The sequence below is a fragment of the Pseudorhodoferax sp. Leaf265 genome, from assembly GCF_001422365.1.
GTDB lineage: Bacteria > Pseudomonadota > Gammaproteobacteria > Burkholderiales > Burkholderiaceae_C > Pseudorhodoferax.
This window is the reverse complement of sequence record NZ_LMMT01000001.1, coordinates 604,906-623,722: the sequence shown is the minus strand read 5'-3', so window position 1 is coordinate 623,722 and position 18,817 is coordinate 604,906. Positions and strand designations below refer to the sequence as shown.

Below are 18,817 nucleotides of genomic sequence, written 5' to 3'. Positions count from 1 at the left end.
CCTCAGAGAGCCGTCCCATGCCGCACCACAAAACCTCCTTCGCCACGATCGCCGTTGCAGCGGCCCTGCTGCTTGCGGGCTGCGGCGACAGTCCCGAGGCCTTGCTGTCCTCCGCCAAGGACTACATGGCCAAGAACGACTACAAGGCGGCCACCATCCAGATCAAGAACGTGCTGCAGAAGCAGCCCGATTCGGGTGAGGCCCGCCGCCTGCTCGGTCTGGCGCTGCTGGCCAGTGGTGATGCGTCGGCCGCGGAAATCGAGCTGAGCAAGGCGCGCGATCTCAAGCAACCGCCCGACCAGGTCCTGCCCAAGCTGGCGCAGGCGCTGCTGATGCAGGGCAAGAACAAGAAGGTGATCGAGGATTTCGCCAATACGCAGCTCTCGTCTCCCGACGCCATCTCGGAGCTGCAGACCGCGCTGGCGAGCGCCTATTCGGCCGAGCGCAACCAGGCCGCGTCCGCGCAGGCACTGGAGAAGGCGCTGGCCGCCGATCCGCAGAATCAGGGCGCGCTGCTGTTGCAGGCCCGCAGCAAGCTGGCCGCACGCGACACGGAGGGGGCGATCGCGGTGCTGGACGGTGTGTTGCAGCGCAACGCCAAGAACGCGGATGCCTGGCGCATCAAGGGTGACATCCAGCAGTATGTGCTGCGGGTGCCTGACGAGGCTGCGGCGTCCTACCGCAAGTCCATCGAAGCCCAGCCCGGCGATGTGCGTGGCTATTTTGGTCTGGTGGGCATGCTGACCCGGCAGGCCAAGCTGGACGACGCCGAGAAGGAGATGGCCGCCCTGCGCAAGCTGGCGCCCAAGCATCCCGAGGCCATCTACCTGGATGCGCAGCTGGCCTATGCGAAGAAGGACTTTCCCAAGGCCCGGCAGCTGGCGCAGGATCTGCTGCGGGTTGTCCCCACCAATGCCCGGGCGCTGGAACTCGCCGGCGGCATCGACCTGCAACGCAATGCGCTGGTCACGGCCGAGGAGTACCTCGCCAAGGCCGTGCAAGGCGATGGCTCCCTGGAGATGGCGCGCCGCTGGCTGGCCATGACCTACCTGCGCTCCGGCCAGGCCGCCAAGGCGCAGGCCACGCTGGCGCCCGTGGTCAATGACAGCACCAACGATGCAACGCTGCTGTCGCTGGCGGGCGAAATCCAGCTGATGAGCGGCGACGCCCGCAAGGCCGAGGAGTATTTCGCGCGGGCCAGCAAGCTCGATCCGAGCGACGGCCGCAAACGCACGGCGCTGGCCATGACGCAGATGGCCAGCGGCAAGCTGGAAGCCGGCCTGGAGCAACTGCAGGACATCGCGGCCACGGACCAGGGCACGTCCGCCGACATGGCGCTGATCAGCACCCTGGTGCGCCGCAACGAGCTCGACAAGGCACTGGCCGCGATCGACCGGCTGGAGAAGAAGACCCCTAACGTCCCGCTGACCGGGCAGCTACGCGCCGGCGTGCTGATGGCCAAGAACGATCTGGCGGGCGCGCGCAAGAGCTACGAGGCATCGCTGGCGATCAACCCCAACTTCTTCCCTTCCGTGGCCGGCCTCGCCGTGCTGGACCTGGCCGACAAGAAGCCCGAGCAGGCGCGCAAGCGCTTCGAAGACCTGCTGGCGCGCGAGCCCAAGAACTCGCGCGCCATGCTGGCGCTGGCCGAGGCCTATGCCCGGCAGCCGGGCGACCACACCAAGCAGATCGGAGACCTGCTGGCGCGCGCGGTGCAGGCGGATCCGACCGAGGTGGCGCCACGTGTGATGCTGGTGGACCACCTGCTGCGGCAGCAGGACATGAAGCAGGCGGTCTCCGTGGCCCAGGCCGGCGTGGCCGCGCTGCCGGACAACGCAGCCATGCTCGATGCGGCGGGCCGCGCCCAGATGGCGGCCGGCGACACGAACCAGGGCCTCACGACGCTGGCGCGCGTCGTGGCGCTGCAGCCCCAGTCCACGGTGCCGCTGGTGCGCCTGGCCGATGCCCAGATGGTGACCAAGGACGCGGTGGCGGCCGAGCAGACGCTGCGCAAGGCGCTCGACCTGCAGCCCAACCTCATCGAGGCGCAGCGACGGATCATCGCCTTGCGCAACGAGCAAGGGCGCATGGCCGACGCCGTCGCGCTCGCGCGCACGGTTCAGAAGCAGCGTCCCACCGAGCCCATCGGCTTCCTGCTGGAAGGCGACGCGCGGATGGCCGGCAAGGATCCCGCCAATGCGCTGACGGCCTACCAGGCCGGGCTCAAGATCGCTCCCGCGCCGGAGCTGATGGTGCGCGTGCTGAGCAACCTGCGCAGCACTGGCCGCAACGCCGATGCCGAGCGCCAGGCCAATTCCTGGCGCCAGAGCCAGCCCAAGGACATGGTGGTGCCCATGTTCCTGGCCGAGACGGCGATGTCCGACAAGCGGCTGGCCGATGCCGAAAAGCTGTACAAGGACGTGATCAAGGCGCAGCCCAGCAACGCCGTGGCCTACAACAACCTGGCCTGGGTGTCTTCCGAACTCAAGCGCGACAACGCCATCGCGTATGCGGAGAAGGCCAACGAACTGGCGCCCGACCAGCCGGCCTTCATCGACACGCTGGCGATGCTGCTGGCGGACAAGCAGGACTACAAGAAGGCCATCGAGCTGCAGACCAAGGCAATGGGCCTGCAGGCCAACAACCTGCTGTTCAAGCTCAACATGGCCAAGATCTACGCCAAGGCCGGGCAGAAGACCGAGGCGCGCCAACTGCTGGATGAACTCGCCAAGCAGGGCGACAAGTTCGCCGGTCAGGCCGAGGTCGAGAAGCTGCGCGCCACGCTCTGATGGCCAGCACGCGCCGCCGCTGGCTCGCGGGCTGCGGGGCCGCAGCCTGGTGTCTGGCCGCTGCGCCCGCGTGGGCGCAGTTCGTCGAATTGATCGAGAGGACCAAGCCCTCGATCCTGATCGTGGGGACCTACAAAGCCACCAACAGTCCGCGCTTCAACCTGCGCGGAACGGGTTTCGTGGTGGGCGACGGCAACCTGGCGATCACCAATGCCCATGTGCTGCCCACGTCGGGCGAGCCCTCCGATGGGTCCGATCTGGTGGTGCAGGTGCGCCAGGGCCGCGAACTGCAGATGCGCACGGTCACCGTGCTGGAGATCGACCGGCTGCGTGACCTGGCCCTGCTGCGCTTCTCCGGTGAGCCGGCGCCGGCCTTGGCGCTGGCCGACTCCGATGCGGTGAAGGAGGGCCAGACCATCGCCTACACCGGCTTTCCGATCGGTGGCGCACTGGGCTTCTCGCCGGTGACGCACCGCGGCATGGTGTCGTCGATCACGCCCATCGTGCTGCCGGCAGCGAATGACCAGCGCCTCTCGGCACGCTCCATCCGCAGTGCGCGCGACGGCAGCTTCGACATCTTCCAGCTCGACGGCACCGCCTATCCGGGCAACAGCGGCGGGCCGGTGTTCGATCCCGCGAGCGGCGCCGTCGTCGCCGTGATCAACATGGTCTACGTACGCGGCACGCGCGAAAGCGCGCTCTCGCAGCCATCCGGCATCACCTACGCGATTCCGGCCAACTTCATCGTGCCGCTGCTGCAGCGCCACCAGGGCCAGCCGCGCTGACCCTGGCGGGGCGCTGCCTCAGGTGGCAGCGGCGGAGTTGCGCAGACGGATGTGCAGTTCGCGCAGCTGCTTCTCGTCGACAGGGGCGGGAGCCTGGGTCAGCAGGTCCTGGGCGCGTTGCGTCTTGGGGAAGGCGATCACGTCGCGGATCGACTCGGCACCCGTCATCAGCGTGACGATGCGGTCCAGGCCGAAGGCCAGGCCGCCGTGCGGGGGCGCGCCGTACTGCAGCGCGTCCAGCAGGAAGCCGAACTTCTGCTGGGCCTCCTCGGCGCTGATCTTGAGCGCGTCGAAGACCTTCTGCTGCACGTCGGCGCGGTGGATACGGACCGAGCCGCCACCCATTTCCCAGCCGTTGAGCACCATGTCGTAGCCCTTGGAAATGCACTTCTCGGGCGCGCTGACCATCCAGTCCTCGTGCCCGTCCTTGGGGGCCGTGAAGGGGTGGTGCACGGCGGTGTAGCGCTGGGCTTCCTCGTCGAACTCGAACATCGGGAAGTCCACCACCCACAGCGGGGCCCAGCGGCTCTCGAACAGGCCGCTCTTCTTGCCGAACTCGCTGTGGCCGATCTTGATGCGCAGCGCACCGATCGCGTCGTTGACGATCTTCTCCTTGTCGGCACCGAAGAACAGCAGGTCACCGTCCTGCGCGCCGGTGCGGGTCAGCACCTCCTGCAGGGCCTTGTCGTGGATGTTCTTCACGATGGGCGACTGCAGACCGTCGCGGCCCTTCGCCAGCTCGTTGACCTTGATGTAGGCCAGGCCCTTGGCGCCGTAGATCTTGACGAACTCGGTATAGCCGTCGATCTCGCCGCGCGACAGGCCGCTGCCTTCCCTGGCGCCGCCCGGCACGCGCAGCGCGACCACGCGGCCGCCCTTGGCGTTGGCCGCGGCCGAGAAGACCTTGAAGTCCACGTCGCCCATCACGTCGGTCAGTTCGGTGAACTCCAGCTTCACGCGCAGGTCCGGCTTGTCCGAGCCGAAGCGGCGCGCCGCTTCCTGGTAGGTCATGACCGGGAACTCGCCCAGGTCCACGCCCAGCGTGTTCTTGAACACCGTCACGATCATGTCCTGGAACATGGCGCGGATGTCCTCTTCCGTGAGGAACGAGGTCTCGATGTCGATCTGCGTGAACTCGGGCTGGCGGTCGGCGCGCAGGTCCTCGTCGCGGAAGCACTTGGTGATCTGGTAGTAACGGTCGTAGCCCGCCACCATCAGCAATTGCTTGAACAGCTGGGGCGACTGGGGCAGCGCGAAGAAGTGGCCGTCGTGTACGCGGCTGGGCACCAGGTAGTCGCGCGCGCCTTCGGGCGTGGACTTGCCCAGCATGGGCGTCTCGATGTCGATGAAGCCCTGGGCGTCCAGGAACTTGCGCACCTCCATGGCCACGCGGTAGCGCAGCATGAGGTTCTTCTGCATGTAGGGGCGGCGCAGGTCCAGCACGCGGTGCGTGAGGCGCGTGGTCTCGCTGAGGTTCTCGTCGTCGAGCTGGAACGGCGGCGTGACGGAGGGGTTCAACACCGTCAGTTCCTGGCACAGGATTTCGATCTTGCCGCTCTGGATCGTGTCGTTGGTCGTGCCAGCCGGCCGGGCGCGCACCAGGCCCTTGATCTGGATGCAGAACTCGTTGCGCAGGCTTTCGGCGGCCTTGAACATCTCGGGGCGGTCCGGGTCGCACACCACCTGCACATAGCCCTCGCGGTCGCGCAGGTCCACGAAGATCACGCCGCCGTGGTCGCGGCGACGGTTGACCCAGCCGCACAGGGTCACGGTCTGGCCCATCAGCGCTTCGCTGACGAGGCCGCAGTAGGTGGTACGCATTTGAGATTCCATATCCAGCTCGGAGGTCTTGGCGCCTGTGCCGGCGCCGGTGAAGGAGAAAGCGCCGGCCCCGCAGGCTCAGCGCAAGGTCGGATTCGGGTTGGGCGGCATCCCCGGCGCCACCACACCCATCGAAACAATGTACTTGAGCGCCTCATCGACGCTCATGCGCAACTCGACGCAATCGCTGGCCTTGACCAGCACGAAGTAGCCGCCGGTCGGGTTCGGCGTGGTCGGCACGTAGACGCTCAGGTAGTCCTGCGGCGGCAGGTGGTTGGCCGTGTCGCCGCGCGGCGTGCCGGTCACGAAGGCGATGGTCCACATGCCGGCGTGCGGCCACTGCACCAGCACCGCGGTGCGAAAGGCGTTGCCGTTCTCGGAGAACACCGTGTCCGACACCTGCTTCACACCCGAGTAGATCGAACGCACGATCGGAATGCGGTGCAGCAGGTTGTTCCACCAGTCGACCAGCTTGCGGCCCAGGAAGTTGCTGGCCACGGCGCCGACCGACAGCAGGATCGCCAGCGCCAGCAACACGCCGAAGCCGGGCACGTGAAAGCCCAGCAGGCGGTCCGGATGCCATGCGGACGGCAGGATCAGCAGCGTCTGGTCGAGCGCGCTGATGACCCACTCGAGCACCCAGGCGGTGATCACCGCGGGCACCACGACGAGCAGGCCTGTGGCCAGCCATTTGCGCAAGGCGTTCATCGGTGGGCGCTCAGGTGCCGCCGGTCGACGACGTGGGCGGGGCGGGGCTGACGGCGGGCGCTGCGGCCGGGGCAGGTGCTGGCGCGGGGCTGGCCGCCGCGTCGCTGGCGGGCGCAGGTGCGGGCGCGCTCTCGCCGGGCTTGGCCGCCGGGGCGCTGGCGGGCGCGCTGCCGTTGTTGCGGAAGTCGGTCACGTACCAGCCCGAGCCCTTGAGCTGAAAGCCCGCCGCCGTCACCTGCTTGCGGAACGCATCGGCGCCGCACTGCGGGCATTGGGTCAGCGGTGCGTCGGAGATCTTCTGCAGAACATCCTTGGCATGGCCGCAGGACTCGCAACGGTAGGCGTAGATAGGCATGGCGTGGGCGGACTGAGGGCTCAAAAAAACCCTCGATTATAGGCTGCGCCCCCGCCTGCTGCGCCCCTCAGGTGCTGCGCACCAGCGGGTGGTGGCTGGCGTGCCGGTTGGCGATCCACTGCGGCGCCAACGAGCCGAGCAGCATGCCGGCCATGGACGCGAGCACGCCGGCCAGCTGCGCCGGGAACACCTCGGCCCAGGGCGTGTACATGACCGCCAGCCAGGTGCCAATGCCGGCGATCACGGCCGCAATGGCGCCCTGGGTGCTGGCGCGCTTCCAGTACAGGCCGAACACCAGCGGCACGAAGGCGCCGACCAGGGGCACCTGGTAGGCGCCCGACACGAGTTCGTAGATCGACGTGCCTTCCATCGCGATGGAGTAGGCCAGCACGCAGGCGCTGAACACCAACACCGTGATGCGCATGGTCAGCAGTTCCTGGCGGTCGCTGGTGCGCGGCACGAACTGGCGCCAGATGTTCTCGGTGAAGGTGACCGAGGGCGCCAGCAGCGTGGCCGAGGCGGTGGACTTGATGGCCGACAGCAGCGCGCCGAAGAACAGCACCTGCATCGCGAAGGGCATCTTCTCCATGACCAGCGTGGGCAGGATCTTCTGCGGGTCGTCGGCCAGCAGGGCCTGGGTCTGCTCGGGCATGATGATCAGCGCGCTGGCCACCAGGAACATGGGCACGAAGGCGAACAGGATGTACATAGTGCCGCCGATCACCGGGCCCTTGGTGGCGGCCGAGACGCTGTTGGCCGACATCACGCGCTGGAACACGTCCTGCTGCGGGATCGAGCCCAGCATCATGGTGATGGCCGCGGCGAAGAAGAACAGCATGTCGTGCAGGCTGGGCTCGGGCCAGAACTTGAACAGGTCGCGGCTCACGGCGAAGTCGATCACCTTGTCGGCGCCGCCGGCCATCTGGCCGGCGAAGACCGCGAGGATGGCCAGCCCGGCCACCAGGATGATCATCTGGATGAAGTCGGTCACGGCCACCGACCACATGCCGCCGAACAGCGTGTAGGCCAGGATGGACACCACGCCGATGACCATGCCCATGGCCACGCTGATGGCGCCGCCCGACAGCAGGTGGAACACCAGGCCCAGCGCCGTGACCTGGGCCGAGACCCAGCCCAGGTAGCTCAGCATGATGATCAGCGAGCAGCCGACCTCGACCACGCGGCCGTAGCGCTCGCGGTAGTAGTCGCTGATGGTCAGCAGATCCATCTTGTACAGCTTGGCGGCGAAGAACACACCGACCAGGATCAGGCAGAAGCCGGCGCCGAACGGGTCTTCCACCACGCCATTCAAGCCGCCCTGGACGAACTTGGCCGGGATGCCCATCACGGTTTCCGAACCAAACCAGGTCGCGAACGTGGTCGTCACGATCATGATCAGCGGCAGGTTCTTGCCGGCGACCGCGAAGTCGGCCGTGGTTTTCACCCTGCGCGCGGCCCACAGGCCGACGCCAACGGTGGCGAGCAGGTAGACGAACACCAGTGTCAGCAGCACGATCCCAGTTCTCCCATCATTCGTTGTTTAGAACAGCTGCACGCGCACCCACAGCTGCATGGCCAGCAGACCCAAGGCGAAACCGATGCCGCCGTAGATGATGGCCTGCAGCAGCCGGTTGGTGCGGCGCTGCTCGGCCAGCAACTGCTGCAGCTGGCGTTCGTGCTGCACGGACGCGCCGCCGCGGCGCAGGTAGTCCACCAGCAGGCGCGGCATCTCGGGCAGCAGCTTGGCGTAGCGCGGGGCCTCGTCGCGCAGCTGGCGCAGCAGGGCCTGCGGGCCGATCTGCTGCATCATCCACTTCTCCAGGAAGGGCTTGGCGGTGGCCCAGAGGTCCAGGTCGGGGTCGAGCTCACGGCCCAGGCCCTCGATGTTGAGCAGCGTCTTTTGCAGCAGCACCAGCTGGGGCTGGATCTCCACATGGAAGCGGCGCGAGGTCTGGAACAGCCGCATCAGTACCATGCCCAGCGAGATTTCCTTGAGCGGGCGGTCGAAGTAGGGCTCGCAGACCGCGCGGATGGCGGCCTCCAGCTCGTCCACGCGCGTGTTGGCAGGCACCCAGCCCGATTCGATGTGCAGCTCGGCCACGCGCTTGTAGTCGCGCCGGAAGAAGGCCGTGAAGTTCTGCGCCAGGTACTCCTTGTCGAACTCCGTCAGCGTGCCGACGATGCCGAAGTCCAGCGAGATGTAGCGCCCGAAGGTGGCTGGCTCCAGGCTGACCTGGATGTTGCCGGGGTGCATGTCGGCGTGGAAGAAGCCGTCGCGGAACACCTGCGTGAAGAAGATGGTCACGCCGTCGCGCGCCAGCCGGTGCATGTCCACACCGGCCTCGCGCAGGCGCGCGGTCTGGCCGATCGGTACGCCGTTCATGCGCTCCATGACGATCACGTCCGGCGCGCAATAGTCCCAGAACATCTCGGGGATCAGCACCAGGTCCAGGTCGGCCATGTTGCGGCGCAGCTGGGCTGCGCTGGAGGCTTCGCGCAGCAGGTCCAGCTCATCGTGCAGGTACTTGTCGAACTCGCCCACCACCTCCAGCGGCTTGAGCCGCCTGGCCTCGTTGGAGGCACGCTGCACCCAGCCGGCCAGCATGCGCATGAGCGCCAGGTCGTTCTCGATGGTGGCCAGCATGCCGGGGCGCAGCACCTTGACGGCCACCTCGCGCTGCTCGCCCTTGCGCGTGCTCAGCACGGCAAAGTGCACCTGCGCGATGGAGGCGCTGGCGATCGGCGTGCGATCGAACTGGATGAAGATCTCGTCGAGCGGCTTGCGGAAGGCGCGCTCGATGGTCTCCACCGCGATCTCGGAGGGGAAGGGCGGCACGCGGTCCTGCAGCCGCGCGAGCTCGTCGGCGATGTCGGGCGGCAGCAGGTCGCGCCGGGTGGACAGCACCTGGCCGAACTTCACGAACAGCGGGCCCAGCTTTTCCAGGGCCTCGCGCAGGCGCTGGCCACGCGGCGCGCTGAGGTCGCGCCCGACCGACAGCACGCGTGTGAGCCCGCGCAGCCAGGGCTGGCGGAAGCTGGAGAGCACCAGCTCATCCAGGCCGTAACGCAGCGCGATCCAGGAGATGTAGGCGCCGCGGGCGAGCTGCCTCACGGTGCGGCCTTCCCGCTGGCCGTCATGTCGACGCTCATGCCGGGTTCTTGCCGCGCGCGCCGCTGGCGAGGGCTGCGAACTTCTTGAGGGCCGCGGACGCGGCCCGGCCGATCTGGCCCAGCGTGTGGGCCGGTGCGTCGCCGATCAGGCGTGACAGGTCTTCCTCAAGGTCCCAGCGCACATGCTCGATGAGCCAGTTCACATCGGCGGCCAGCTGCACATCGCCTTCGATGCGGATGCCGGGCTTGTCGCCGCGCAGCAGCGTCTGCGCCAGCGCAGCCGGGGATTCCTCGGTCACGGTCAACGTCAGGTCGGCTGGCGTCAGCGCGTCCGCCAGGTCCAGCAAGCCGGCCGGCGTGGCCTTGAGGAGCAGCGTGAAGTGGCGCCACTGGAAGCGCACGGCGCGGCCCTGGTGGCGCAGCAGGCGTTCCATGGCCTGCTCCTCCTGCATCAGCACGTGGTTCAGCAGCAGCACCAGGCGCCGGTGGAACTCCTCCACGGCCCAGGCGGGCGGCTGCAGCGCGCTGCCGGCACGTTCGAGCAGGGTGCCCAGAAAAGAAAAAGGGGACGATGTGGCCATGTCCCCGATTATTTCCGCGTTTGCGCCGCATTCCGCGGCGCATCGGCTTTATTGCAGTGCCTGGACACCGGCCACCAGCCAGCCGGCATGGCCGCTCTTGGGCTTGGTCATGTTCCAGACTTCGCGGAACGGGCTCGGGCCGGCCGAGGGCTCCTCGCGGATCATGCCGGAGAACTCCACGCTGGCCATGTAGTCCTCGCCGGTGTCCTCGATGCCCAGCAGCTTGGCGTCCAGCATCACGACTTCGGTGGTGTTGGACTGGCCGCCGGTGTGGGCTTCACGCTCCTTGAGCTGGGCCTGGATCTCGCCCAGCATGGCGTCGGTCATCATGGCGCGCAGCGAGGAGATGTCGGCGCGGTCCCAGGCCGATTGCAGCGTCACGAAGTTGCGCTTGGCGGCGGTCAGGAAACCATCGGTGTCGAAGTCGCCCGGGACGCCCCAGGTCTGCGCGCCCGACAGCCCTGAGCCGATCACGATGCCCGAGTTGCCGACGCCGGCGGGGCCTGCATCGAAGGCCGTGGCATTGCGCTCGAAGGGGCGCGCGGAGGCATCGTTGCCGACGTTCTCGGGCCGGTAGCTGCGTGGCATCTGCGGCTCCTGCGGGGACCCGCCGCCAGCGCCCTGGAAGGCGAACGGGCTGCGGTTGGCCTGCTGGGGTTGCGCGCCACGGCGTGCCCGCATCACGGCCCCGATGACCACCATGGCCACCAGCACCAGCAGCGCGATCAGCAGGAACTGGCCGAAGGCCTCACCCAGGCCCAGCGACGACGCCAGCCAGGCCAGGCCCAGGCCGGCGGCCAGGCCGCCGAGCATCGCGCCCCAGGGACGCTTGGGTTGTGCGGCGGCGGCATTGGGGGCGGCCGCGGCCTTGCTCGGCACGGCGTTGTTGGCCGACTGTGCCGGTGCGGCCGGGGCCTGCGGCGCGGCTTCGCGCTGCGTCACGTTGCTGGACTGCTTGCCGATGGACTTGCCACCGCCCATGCGGCGCTGTGCGTCGGCGTCGGTGCCCAGCGTCAGCAGCAGCGCGCCGGCCAGAATCACGGTCAGGAATTTCATCGAGGTCTCCTCGTCGTCTTCAAATCAAGAAAAATGGTTCAGCACTTGATGCCCACGTGCAGGGCCACCATGCCACCGGTCATGTTGTGATAGTCCACGTGACCGAATCCCTGCGCCTGCATGAGGCCTTTGAGAGCCTGCTGGTCGGGGTGCATGCGGATCGATTCGGCGAGGTAGCGGTAGCTGGCGTCGTCGCCGGCCACCACCTTGCCGATTCGGGGCAGCACCTTGAAGGAATACCAGTCGTAGGCTTTTTCCAGCGGCTTGGCGACCTTGGAGAACTCCAGCACGAGCAGCTTGCCACGTGGCTTGAGCACGCGGCACATCTCGGCCAGAGCCTTGTCCTTGTGCGTCATGTTGCGCAGGCCGAAGGCCACGCTGACGAGGTCGAAGCTCTCGTCGGCGAAGGGCAGGGCCTCGGCATCGCAGACCATGCTCGGCACCACCACGCCTTCGTCGAGCAGGCGGTCGCGGCCGGCGCGCAGCATGGCCTCGTTGATGTCGGTGTGCACCACCAGCCCGCTGCGGCCCGCGCTCCTGGCGAAGCTGCGCGTGAGGTCGCCGGTGCCGGCGGCAATGTCCAGCACGTGCTGGCCTTCGCGCACATTGGCCACCAAGGTGGTGTAGCGCTTCCAGACGCGGTGCAGCCCGGCGGACATGAGGTCGTTCATGAGGTCGTACTTGGGTGCGACCGAATCGAACACCTCCCGCACGCGGCTGGCCTTTTCCGTCTCGTCGACGGACTGGAAACCGAAATGGGTGGATGACATGCGACGAATCCTAGGACACAAGAGGTGTGCAGGGACTCACATCCCTGCACCAGATCGGGGATTGTGTGGCGGTTTGCGCCACAGTGGCGGCGCGCAGGCGCGCGTCTGCGTCAGTGGCTGGCGCAGCCGTGGCCCGCTGGCGGCGCCATCGGTGCGTCGCGGTCGACGCCGGCCTCGGCCAGGCGGCGCTGGTAGTCGGTCCACAGCTGTTGCTCTTCCTTGCCCAGGAAGTACAGGTACTCCCAGGTGAAGATGCCCGAGCTGTGGCCGTCCGAAAAGCCGGGTTGCACGGCGTAGTTGCCCACAGGCTCCAGCCCCAGCAGCGTGACATCGCGCTTGCCGGTCTGCAGCACTTCCTGGCCAGGCCCGTGGCCCTGGACCTCGGCCGAGGGTGAATACACGCGCATCAGCTCGAACGGGATGCGAAAGCGCGCGCCGTCGGAGAACGCGATCTCCAGCACGCGCGACTGGCCGTGCACGGTGATCTCTTCGGGCTGCGGGGTGGTGGGGGTCAGGCCGGCCATGGAAACTTTCTCAGACGAGCACGCGCTCGATGCCGCCGCGGTTGGCGGTGGCGACATAGGTCTGCATCCAGTCCTCGCCGAGGATCTTGCGCGCCATCTCGACGACGATGTAGTCGGCCTCCAGCAGCCCGCTCTGCAGGTCGTTCTGGTAGCGCGACAGGCCTTGCAGGCAGCTCGGGCAACTGGTCAGGATCTTGAGGTCGCCCTGCACACCCTGCGCACGCAGCGCGGTCTCGCTCTTGCGCAGCTCCTCCTCCTTGCGGAAGCGGATCTGCGTGGAGATGTCGGGCCGGGTCACGCCCAGCGTGCCGGATTCGCCGCAGCAGCGCTCGCTCTTGGCCACGCCGTCGCCCAGCAGCGCCTTGACGGTCTTCATCGGCTCCTGCTGCTTCATGGGCGTGTGGCAGGGGTCGTGGTAGAGGTAGGCACCGGCTTCACCCAGGGTGATGCCCTTTTCCAGCAGGAACTCATGGATGTCGATGATGCGGCAGCCCGGGAAGATCTTGTCGAACTGGTAGCCCTGCAGCTGGTCGAAGCAGGTGCCGCAGCTGACCACCACGGTCTTGATGTCCAGGTAGTTCAGCGTGTTGGCCACGCGGTGGAACAGCACCCGGTTGTCGGTGATGATCTTCTCGGCCTTGTCGAACTGGCCCGAGCCGCGTTGCGGGTAGCCGCAGCACAGGTAGCCCGGCGGCAGCACGGTCTGCACGCCGGCGTGCCAGAGCATGGCCTGGGTCGCGAGGCCCACCTGGCTGAACAGCCGCTCCGAGCCGCAGCCCGGGAAATAGAACACCGCCTCGGAATCCGTGCTCGTGGCCTGCGGATTGCGGATGATGGGCACGTAGTCCTTGTCCTCGATGTCCAGCAGCGCGCGCGCGCTGCGTTTGGGCAGGCCGGCCGGCATCTTCTTGTTCACGAAGTGGACCACCTGCTCCTTGATCGGCGCGGTGCCCACCGTGGCCGGCGGTGCGGCGGTCTGCTTCCTGGCCAGGCCCTGCAGCACGTTGCTGGCCAGGCGCTGGGCCTTGAAGCCCACATCGACCATGGCCGTGCGCATCAGGTTGATGGTCTGCGGATTGGTCGCGTTGAGCATCAGCATGGCGGCCGCGTTGCCGGGCCGAAAGCTCTTCTTGCCCATCTTGCGCAAGAGGTTGCGCATGTGCATGGTCACGTCGCCGAAGTCGATCTTGACCGGGCAGGGCGTCAGACACTTGTGGCAGACCGTGCAGTGGTCGGCCACGTCCTCGAACTCGGCCCAGTGCTTGATCGACACGCCGCGGCGCGTTTGCTCTTCGTAGAGGAAGGCCTCGATCAGCAGCGAGGTGGCCAGGATCTTGTTGCGTGGGCTGTAGAGCAGGTTGGCGCGCGGCACGTGCGTGGCGCAGACCGGCTTGCACTTGCCGCAGCGCAGGCAGTCCTTGACGCTGTCGGCGATGGCGCCGATGTCGGACTGCTGCAGGATCAGCGACTCGTGGCCCATGAGCCCGAAGCTGGGGGTGTAGGCGTTGGTCAGGTCGGCCGGCAAGGCTGGGTCGCGCAGCAGCTTGCCCTTGTTGAAGCGGCCCTCGGGGTCGACGCGGCGCTTGTAGTCGGCAAACGGCGCAACCTCTTCCTCGGTCAGAAACTCCAGCTTGGTGATGCCGATGCCGTGCTCGCCCGAGATCACGCCGTCCAGCGAACGCGCCAGCACCATGATGCGCGCCACGGCCTCGTGCGCAGTCTGCAGCATCTCGTAGTTGTCGCTGTTGACCGGGATGTTGGTGTGCACGTTGCCGTCGCCCGCGTGCATGTGCAGCGCCACCCAGACACGGCCCTTGAGCACGCGCTTGTGGATCGCCTCGCACTCGGCCAGCAGCGGTCGGAAGGCCGCGCCCGGGAACAGGGTCTGCAGCGGCGTGCGGATCTGCGTCTTCCAGCTCGCGCGCAGGCGGTGGTCCTGCAGCTCTGGAAACAGCGCATCGACATCGTGCAGCCAGCCCTGCCACTGCATGCGCACCTCGCGCAGCAGCGCCAGCGCCTGGGCCACGCGGTCTTCCAGCAGCTCGGCCGAGGCGATTTCGGATGCATCGTCCTCCTTGCCCAGCGGCAGCTTGCCGGCGCCGAAGAAATCGATCAGCGCATCGGCCAGCGCGAGCTTGTTGCGCAGCGACAGCTCGATGTTGATGCGCTCGATGCCGTCGGTGTACTCGGCCATGCGCGGCAACGGGATCACCACGTCTTCGTTGATCTTGAAGGCGTTGGTGTGGCGGCTGATGGCGGCCGTGCGCTTGCGGTCCAGCCAGAACTTCTTGCGCGCCTCGGCGCTGATGGCGATGAAGCCCTCGCCGCTGCGCGAGTTGGCGATGCGCACCACCTCGGAGGTGACACGCGCCACGGCATCGGCGTCGTCGCCCGCGATGTCGCCGAACAGCACCATCTTGGGCAGGCCCACGCCATGGCTCTTGGACTTGGTGGCGTAGCCCACGGCCTTCAGGTAGCGGTCGTCCAGGTGTTCCAGGCCGGCCAGCAGCACGCCCGAGCGCTTCTGCTCGGCGAACATGAAGTCCTTGATCTCCACGATCGACGGCACGGCGTCCTTGGCGTTGCCGAAGAACTCCAGGCACACCGTGCGCGTATGGGCCGGCATGCGGTGCACGATCCAGCGCGCGCTCGTGATCAGGCCGTCGCAGCCTTCCTTCTGGATGCCCGGCAGGCCCGACAGGAACTTGTCGGTCACGTCCTTGCCCAGGCCTTCCTTGCGGAAGGTGCGGCCCGGGATGTCCAGGCGTTCGCTGCGCACGGGCGTCTTGCCGTCGGCCTCGAAGTACGCGAGCTGGAAGCTGGCGACTTCCACGTCGTGGATCTTGCCCAGGTTGTGGTTGAGCCGCGTGACTTCCAGCCACTGCGCCTGCGGCGTGACCATGCGCCAGGAGGCCAGATTGTCCAGCGCCGTGCCCCACAGCACGGCCTTCTTGCCGCCCGCGTTCATGGCCACGTTGCCGCCCACGCAGGAGGCTTCGGCCGAGGTCGGGTCGACCGCGAACACGTAGCCGCTGCGCTCGGCCGCATCGGCCACGCGCTGGGTGACCACGCCGGCGCCGGTCCAGATGGTGGCGACCGGCTGTTCCACGCCGGGCAGGGAGACCAGTTCGACCTCGGTCATGGCCTCGAGCTTCTCGGTGTTGATGACCGCGCTCTTCCAGCTCAAAGGGATCGCGCCGCCCGTGTAGCCGGTGCCGCCGCCGCGCGGGATGATGGTCAGGCCCAGCTCAATGCAGGCGGCGACCATGCCGGCCATCTCGGCCTCGGTGTCGGGCGTCAGCACCACGAAGGGATACTCCACGCGCCAATCGGTGGCGTCCGTCACGTGGGAGACCCGCGACATGCCGTCGAACTTGATGTTGTCCTTGGCCGTGAGCCGCTGCAGCGTGCGGCGCGCGCGCCTGCGCAGCACCGCGATCTCGGCGAAATCGGCATCGAAGCGGGCCACGGCCTGGCGCGCGGCCTCCAGCAGCTCGCCGACCAGTGCATCGCGGCCGGGGTCGGCCTGCGGCGTGCGGCGTTCCTCGGCCGCAGCCAGCCGGTGCTGCAGGGCCTGCACCAGCAGCGCGCGGCGCTTGGGGTTGTCCAGCAGGTCGTCCTGCAGGTAGGGGTTGCGCTGCACCACCCAGATGTCGCCCAGCACCTCGTACAGCATGCGGGCGGAGCGGCCCGTGCGGCGCTCGGCGCGCAGGGTCTGCACCAGCTCCCAGGCGCGCGCGCCCAGCAGCCGCACGACGATCTCGCGGTCGGAGAACGAGGTGTAGTTGTAGGGAATCTCGCGCAGGCGCTGCGTGTCTTCTGCTGGCGCGAGCAGCTGGTTCAGGGTGTTCGGGGCATTCATCGGGGGAGGCGTGCTTGGGCCCGCCGGCCCTGCGCAGGCGGGGGTGGATGTTACCGCAGCGCAACAATCGACGCCGCGATCCGTTCAGCCCATGGAAAGCCCGCATGCACGCGTGACAGTCACTGCGCTTAAATCGTTCTGTCACATGGCGACACTACCCTGCCGCCTTCTTTCTTACCGGAGCATCCATGAAGAAGACCTTTGCCTTGGCGGCGCTGGCCGCCGCCGCGTTCGCGCTGCCGGCCCAGGCCCAGACCGAGATCCAGTGGTGGCACGCGATGAGCGGGCCGCTGGGCGAATGGGTCAACGACCTGGCCAAGCAGTTCAACGCCAGCCAGAGCGAGTACAAGGTCGTCCCCACCTACAAGGGCCAGTACGACGAGACGCTGACCGCTGGCGTCGCCGCCTTCCGCGCCGGAAATGCGCCGCACATCCTGCAGGTGTTCGAGGTCGGCACCGCGACCATGATGGCCTCCAAGGGCGTCATCAAGCCGGTCGGCGAGATCATGAAGGAGTCGGGCGCCAAGTTCGACCAGAGCGCCTACATCTCCGCCGTCGCCGGCTACTACACGGCGCCCAACGGCCAGATGCTGAGCTTCCCGCTGAACAGCTCCACGACCATCTTCTATTACAACAAGGACGCCTTCAAGGCCGCCGGCCTGGACCCGAACAAGGCGCCGACAACCTGGCCCGAGGTCGTGGCTGCCGCGGCCAAGCTCAAGGCCAGCGGCCACAAGTGCCCGTTCACGACCAGCTGGGTCAGCTGGACGCAACTGGAGAGCTTCTCGGCCTGGCACAACACGCTGTACGCCACGCTGAACAACGGCTTTGGCGGCACGGCCACGCGCCTGGCGTTCAACTCGCCGCTGCATGTGCGCCACTTCGAGAACCTGGCCAACATGTCGCAGCAGGGTCTGTTCGTCTACAAGGGTCGCAACAACACGCCCGACGCCTCCTTCCCCTCGGGCGAGTGCGCGATGATGACCGGCTCCTCGGGCCTGTACGCCCGCGTCGCCAAGGACGCCAAGTTCGCCTACGGCATCGGCGCGCTGCCCTACTACCCGGACGTGGCCGGCGCGCCGCAGAACACCGTGATCGGCGGCGCCAGCCTGTGGGCCATCGGCGGCAAGAAGCCAGCCGAGTACAAGGGTGTGGCCGCGTTCTTCAGCTTCCTGTCCAACGCCGAAGTGCAGTCCGCCAGCCACAAGCGCACGGGCTACCTGCCGGTCACCATGGCCGCCTACGAGCTGACCGAGAAGTCGGGCTTCTACAAGCAGAACCCGGGCACCGACGTGGCCGTCACGCAGATGATCCGCAAGACCACCGACAAGTCGCGCGGCATCCGCCTCGGCAACTTCCTGCAGATCCGCACCATCGTGGACGAGGAAGCCGAGCAGATCTGGAGCGGCAAGCAAAGCGCCAAGCAGGCGCTGGACAACGCCGTCAAGCGCGGCAACGAGCAGCTCGAGCGCTTCCAGAAGGCCAACAAGGGCTGAGCGCGCCAGTCGGTACACTCGCCCGCCGCGGCGCCAGGGAGCGCGCCGCGGTAACCTGGCCCAGGACGATCACAAGATGGAAAAACGCGTGCTGTTCCGCTCGGCATGGCTGCCCTGGCTGCTGGTCGCGCCGCAGATGGCAGTCGTGCTGGTGTTCTTCTTCTGGCCAGCCAGCCAGGCCATCGTGCAGTCGCTGCAAAGCGAGGACGCCTTCGGCACCTCCACGACTTGGGTCGGATTCGACAACTTCGTCGCGCTGTTCGAGGACGAGGCCTACCTGCAGTCCTTCAAGGTCACGGCGCTGTTCTCGGTGCTGGTGGCGGGCCTGGGCATCGCGGTGTCGCTGGTGCTGGCCGTGTTTGCCGACCGCATCCTGCGCGGCGCCCTGGTCTACAAGACCTTCCTGATCATTCCCTACGCCGTCGCGCCCGCGGTGGCCGGCGTGCTGTGGGTGTTCATGTTCTCCCCGAGCATCGGCATCGTGGCCTATGGGCTGCGCGGCCTGGGCTACGACTGGAACCACCTGCTCAATTCCGGCCATGCGCTCACGCTGATCGTGGTGGCCGCGGTCTGGAAGCAGATCTCCTACAACTTCCTGTTCTTCCTGGCGGGCCTGCAGTCCATCCCCAAGGCGCTGATCGAGGCCGCCGCCATCGACGGTGCGGGCCCGGTGCGCCGCTTCCTGTCGATCCAACTGCCGCTGCTGTCGCCCACCACGTTCTTCCTGCTGGTCATCAACGTGGTCTACGCCTTCTTCGACACCTTCGCCATCGTGCACGCGACGACCGAAGGCGGCCCCGGCCGCGACACCTCCATCCTGGTCTACAAGGTCTGGCACGACGGTTTCAAGGCGCTGGACCTGGGCGGTTCGGCCGCGCAGTCGGTGGTGCTGATGGCCATCGTCGTGGTGCTGACGGTGATCCAGTTCCGCTATGTCGAGAAGAAAGTGAACTACTGAC

The 18,817-nt window shown here is 67.4% G+C and carries 14 protein-coding genes; 4 read left to right on the top strand and 10 right to left on the bottom strand.

The annotated features are described in order from the left end of the window. Positions 1 to 17: 17 nt before the first annotated feature. Both prsT and ASF45_RS02900 read left to right on the top strand, forming a co-directional pair. On the top strand, positions 18 to 2,789 hold the full coding sequence (prsT, locus tag ASF45_RS02905) for an XrtA/PEP-CTERM system TPR-repeat protein PrsT (protein WP_056656566.1): 2,772 nt from the start codon (positions 18 to 20) through the stop codon (positions 2,787 to 2,789). Continuing rightward, positions 2,789 to 3,574, top strand: a complete 786-nt coding sequence (locus ASF45_RS02900) for a S1C family serine protease (protein ID WP_056656563.1) — start codon at positions 2,789 to 2,791, stop codon at positions 3,572 to 3,574. Before prsT ends, ASF45_RS02900 begins: the two co-directional genes overlap by 1 nt. Positions 3,575 to 3,592: 18 nt before the next feature. On the opposite strand, the gene aspS is transcribed toward ASF45_RS02900, so the two are convergent. From aspS to ASF45_RS02850, 10 genes are all read right to left on the bottom strand, one after another. Further along, entirely contained in the window at positions 3,593 to 5,395 is a 1,803-nt protein-coding gene (aspS, locus tag ASF45_RS02895; RefSeq protein WP_056656560.1) for an aspartate--tRNA ligase, read from the bottom strand. Between the two features lie 78 nt (positions 5,396 to 5,473). Then, entirely contained in the window at positions 5,474 to 6,103 is a 630-nt protein-coding gene (locus ASF45_RS02890; RefSeq protein WP_056656557.1) for a DUF502 domain-containing protein, read from the bottom strand. A 10-nt stretch (positions 6,104 to 6,113) separates the two neighbouring features. Then, entirely contained in the window at positions 6,114 to 6,458 is a 345-nt protein-coding gene (locus ASF45_RS02885; RefSeq protein WP_056656554.1) for an FmdB family zinc ribbon protein, read from the bottom strand. 67 nt (positions 6,459 to 6,525) lie between these two features. Beyond that, on the bottom strand, positions 6,526 to 7,971 hold the full coding sequence (locus ASF45_RS02880) for a sodium:solute symporter family protein (protein WP_056656551.1): 1,446 nt from the start codon (positions 7,969 to 7,971) through the stop codon (positions 6,526 to 6,528). A 27-nt stretch (positions 7,972 to 7,998) separates the two neighbouring features. Then, a complete protein-coding gene (gene ubiB / locus ASF45_RS02875; protein ID WP_056656548.1) occupies positions 7,999 to 9,570 on the bottom strand; it encodes a ubiquinone biosynthesis regulatory protein kinase UbiB in 1,572 nt (523 codons plus the stop codon). Between the two features lie 34 nt (positions 9,571 to 9,604). Continuing rightward, the gene (locus ASF45_RS02870) at positions 9,605 to 10,150 is read right to left on the bottom strand and encodes a hypothetical protein (RefSeq protein ID WP_056656545.1); all 546 of its coding nucleotides are present in this window, start codon (positions 10,148 to 10,150) and stop codon (positions 9,605 to 9,607) included. 48 nt (positions 10,151 to 10,198) lie between these two features. Then, a complete protein-coding gene (locus ASF45_RS02865) occupies positions 10,199 to 11,206 on the bottom strand; it encodes a Tim44 domain-containing protein (RefSeq protein WP_056656542.1) in 1,008 nt (335 codons plus the stop codon). Between the two features lie 38 nt (positions 11,207 to 11,244). Next, positions 11,245 to 11,976, bottom strand: a complete 732-nt coding sequence (ubiE, locus tag ASF45_RS02860; protein ID WP_056656539.1) for a bifunctional demethylmenaquinone methyltransferase/2-methoxy-6-polyprenyl-1,4-benzoquinol methylase UbiE — start codon at positions 11,974 to 11,976, stop codon at positions 11,245 to 11,247. Positions 11,977 to 12,086: 110 nt separating this feature from the next. Further along, entirely contained in the window at positions 12,087 to 12,500 is a 414-nt protein-coding gene (locus ASF45_RS02855) for a gamma-butyrobetaine hydroxylase-like domain-containing protein (RefSeq protein ID WP_056656536.1), read from the bottom strand. A gap of 10 nt (positions 12,501 to 12,510) precedes the next feature. Then, the gene (locus ASF45_RS02850) at positions 12,511 to 16,362 is read right to left on the bottom strand and encodes an FAD/FMN-binding oxidoreductase (protein WP_056656533.1); all 3,852 of its coding nucleotides are present in this window, start codon (positions 16,360 to 16,362) and stop codon (positions 12,511 to 12,513) included. A 188-nt stretch (positions 16,363 to 16,550) separates the two neighbouring features. Between ASF45_RS02850 and ugpB the strand changes: the two genes are divergently transcribed. Next, positions 16,551 to 17,858: a sn-glycerol-3-phosphate ABC transporter substrate-binding protein UgpB gene (gene ugpB / locus ASF45_RS02845; protein WP_056656530.1), complete on the top strand. Its 1,308-nt coding sequence runs from the start codon at positions 16,551 to 16,553 to the stop codon at positions 17,856 to 17,858. 76 nt (positions 17,859 to 17,934) lie between these two features. After that, positions 17,935 to 18,816 carry a sn-glycerol-3-phosphate ABC transporter permease UgpA gene (gene ugpA, locus ASF45_RS02840; RefSeq protein ID WP_056656527.1) on the top strand — a complete coding sequence of 294 codons (882 nt, stop codon included), beginning with the start codon at positions 17,935 to 17,937 and terminating at the stop codon, positions 18,814 to 18,816. Position 18,817: the final 1 nt, after the last annotated feature.

Bases quoted from the DNA above. Each gene is read 5' to 3' on its own strand.
- prsT (WP_056656566.1), top strand. From the start codon at position 18: ATGCCGCACCACAAAACCTCCTTCGCCACGATCGCCGTTGCAGCGGCC.
- ASF45_RS02900 (WP_056656563.1), top strand. From the start codon at position 2,789: ATGGCCAGCACGCGCCGCCGCTGGCTCGCGGGCTGCGGGGCCGCAGCC.
- aspS (WP_056656560.1), bottom strand. From the start codon at position 5,395: ATGCGTACCACCTACTGCGGCCTCGTCAGCGAAGCGCTGATGGGCCAG.
- ASF45_RS02890 (WP_056656557.1), bottom strand. From the start codon at position 6,103: ATGAACGCCTTGCGCAAATGGCTGGCCACAGGCCTGCTCGTCGTGGTG.
- ASF45_RS02885 (WP_056656554.1), bottom strand. From the start codon at position 6,458: ATGCCTATCTACGCCTACCGTTGCGAGTCCTGCGGCCATGCCAAGGAT.
- ASF45_RS02870 (WP_056656545.1), bottom strand. From the start codon at position 10,150: ATGGCCACATCGTCCCCTTTTTCTTTTCTGGGCACCCTGCTCGAACGT.
- ASF45_RS02865 (WP_056656542.1), bottom strand. From the start codon at position 11,206: ATGAAATTCCTGACCGTGATTCTGGCCGGCGCGCTGCTGCTGACGCTG.
- ubiE (WP_056656539.1), bottom strand. From the start codon at position 11,976: ATGTCATCCACCCATTTCGGTTTCCAGTCCGTCGACGAGACGGAAAAG.
- ASF45_RS02855 (WP_056656536.1), bottom strand. From the start codon at position 12,500: ATGGCCGGCCTGACCCCCACCACCCCGCAGCCCGAAGAGATCACCGTG.
- ASF45_RS02850 (WP_056656533.1), bottom strand. From the start codon at position 16,362: ATGAATGCCCCGAACACCCTGAACCAGCTGCTCGCGCCAGCAGAAGAC.
- ugpB (WP_056656530.1), top strand. From the start codon at position 16,551: ATGAAGAAGACCTTTGCCTTGGCGGCGCTGGCCGCCGCCGCGTTCGCG.
- ugpA (WP_056656527.1), top strand. From the start codon at position 17,935: ATGGAAAAACGCGTGCTGTTCCGCTCGGCATGGCTGCCCTGGCTGCTG.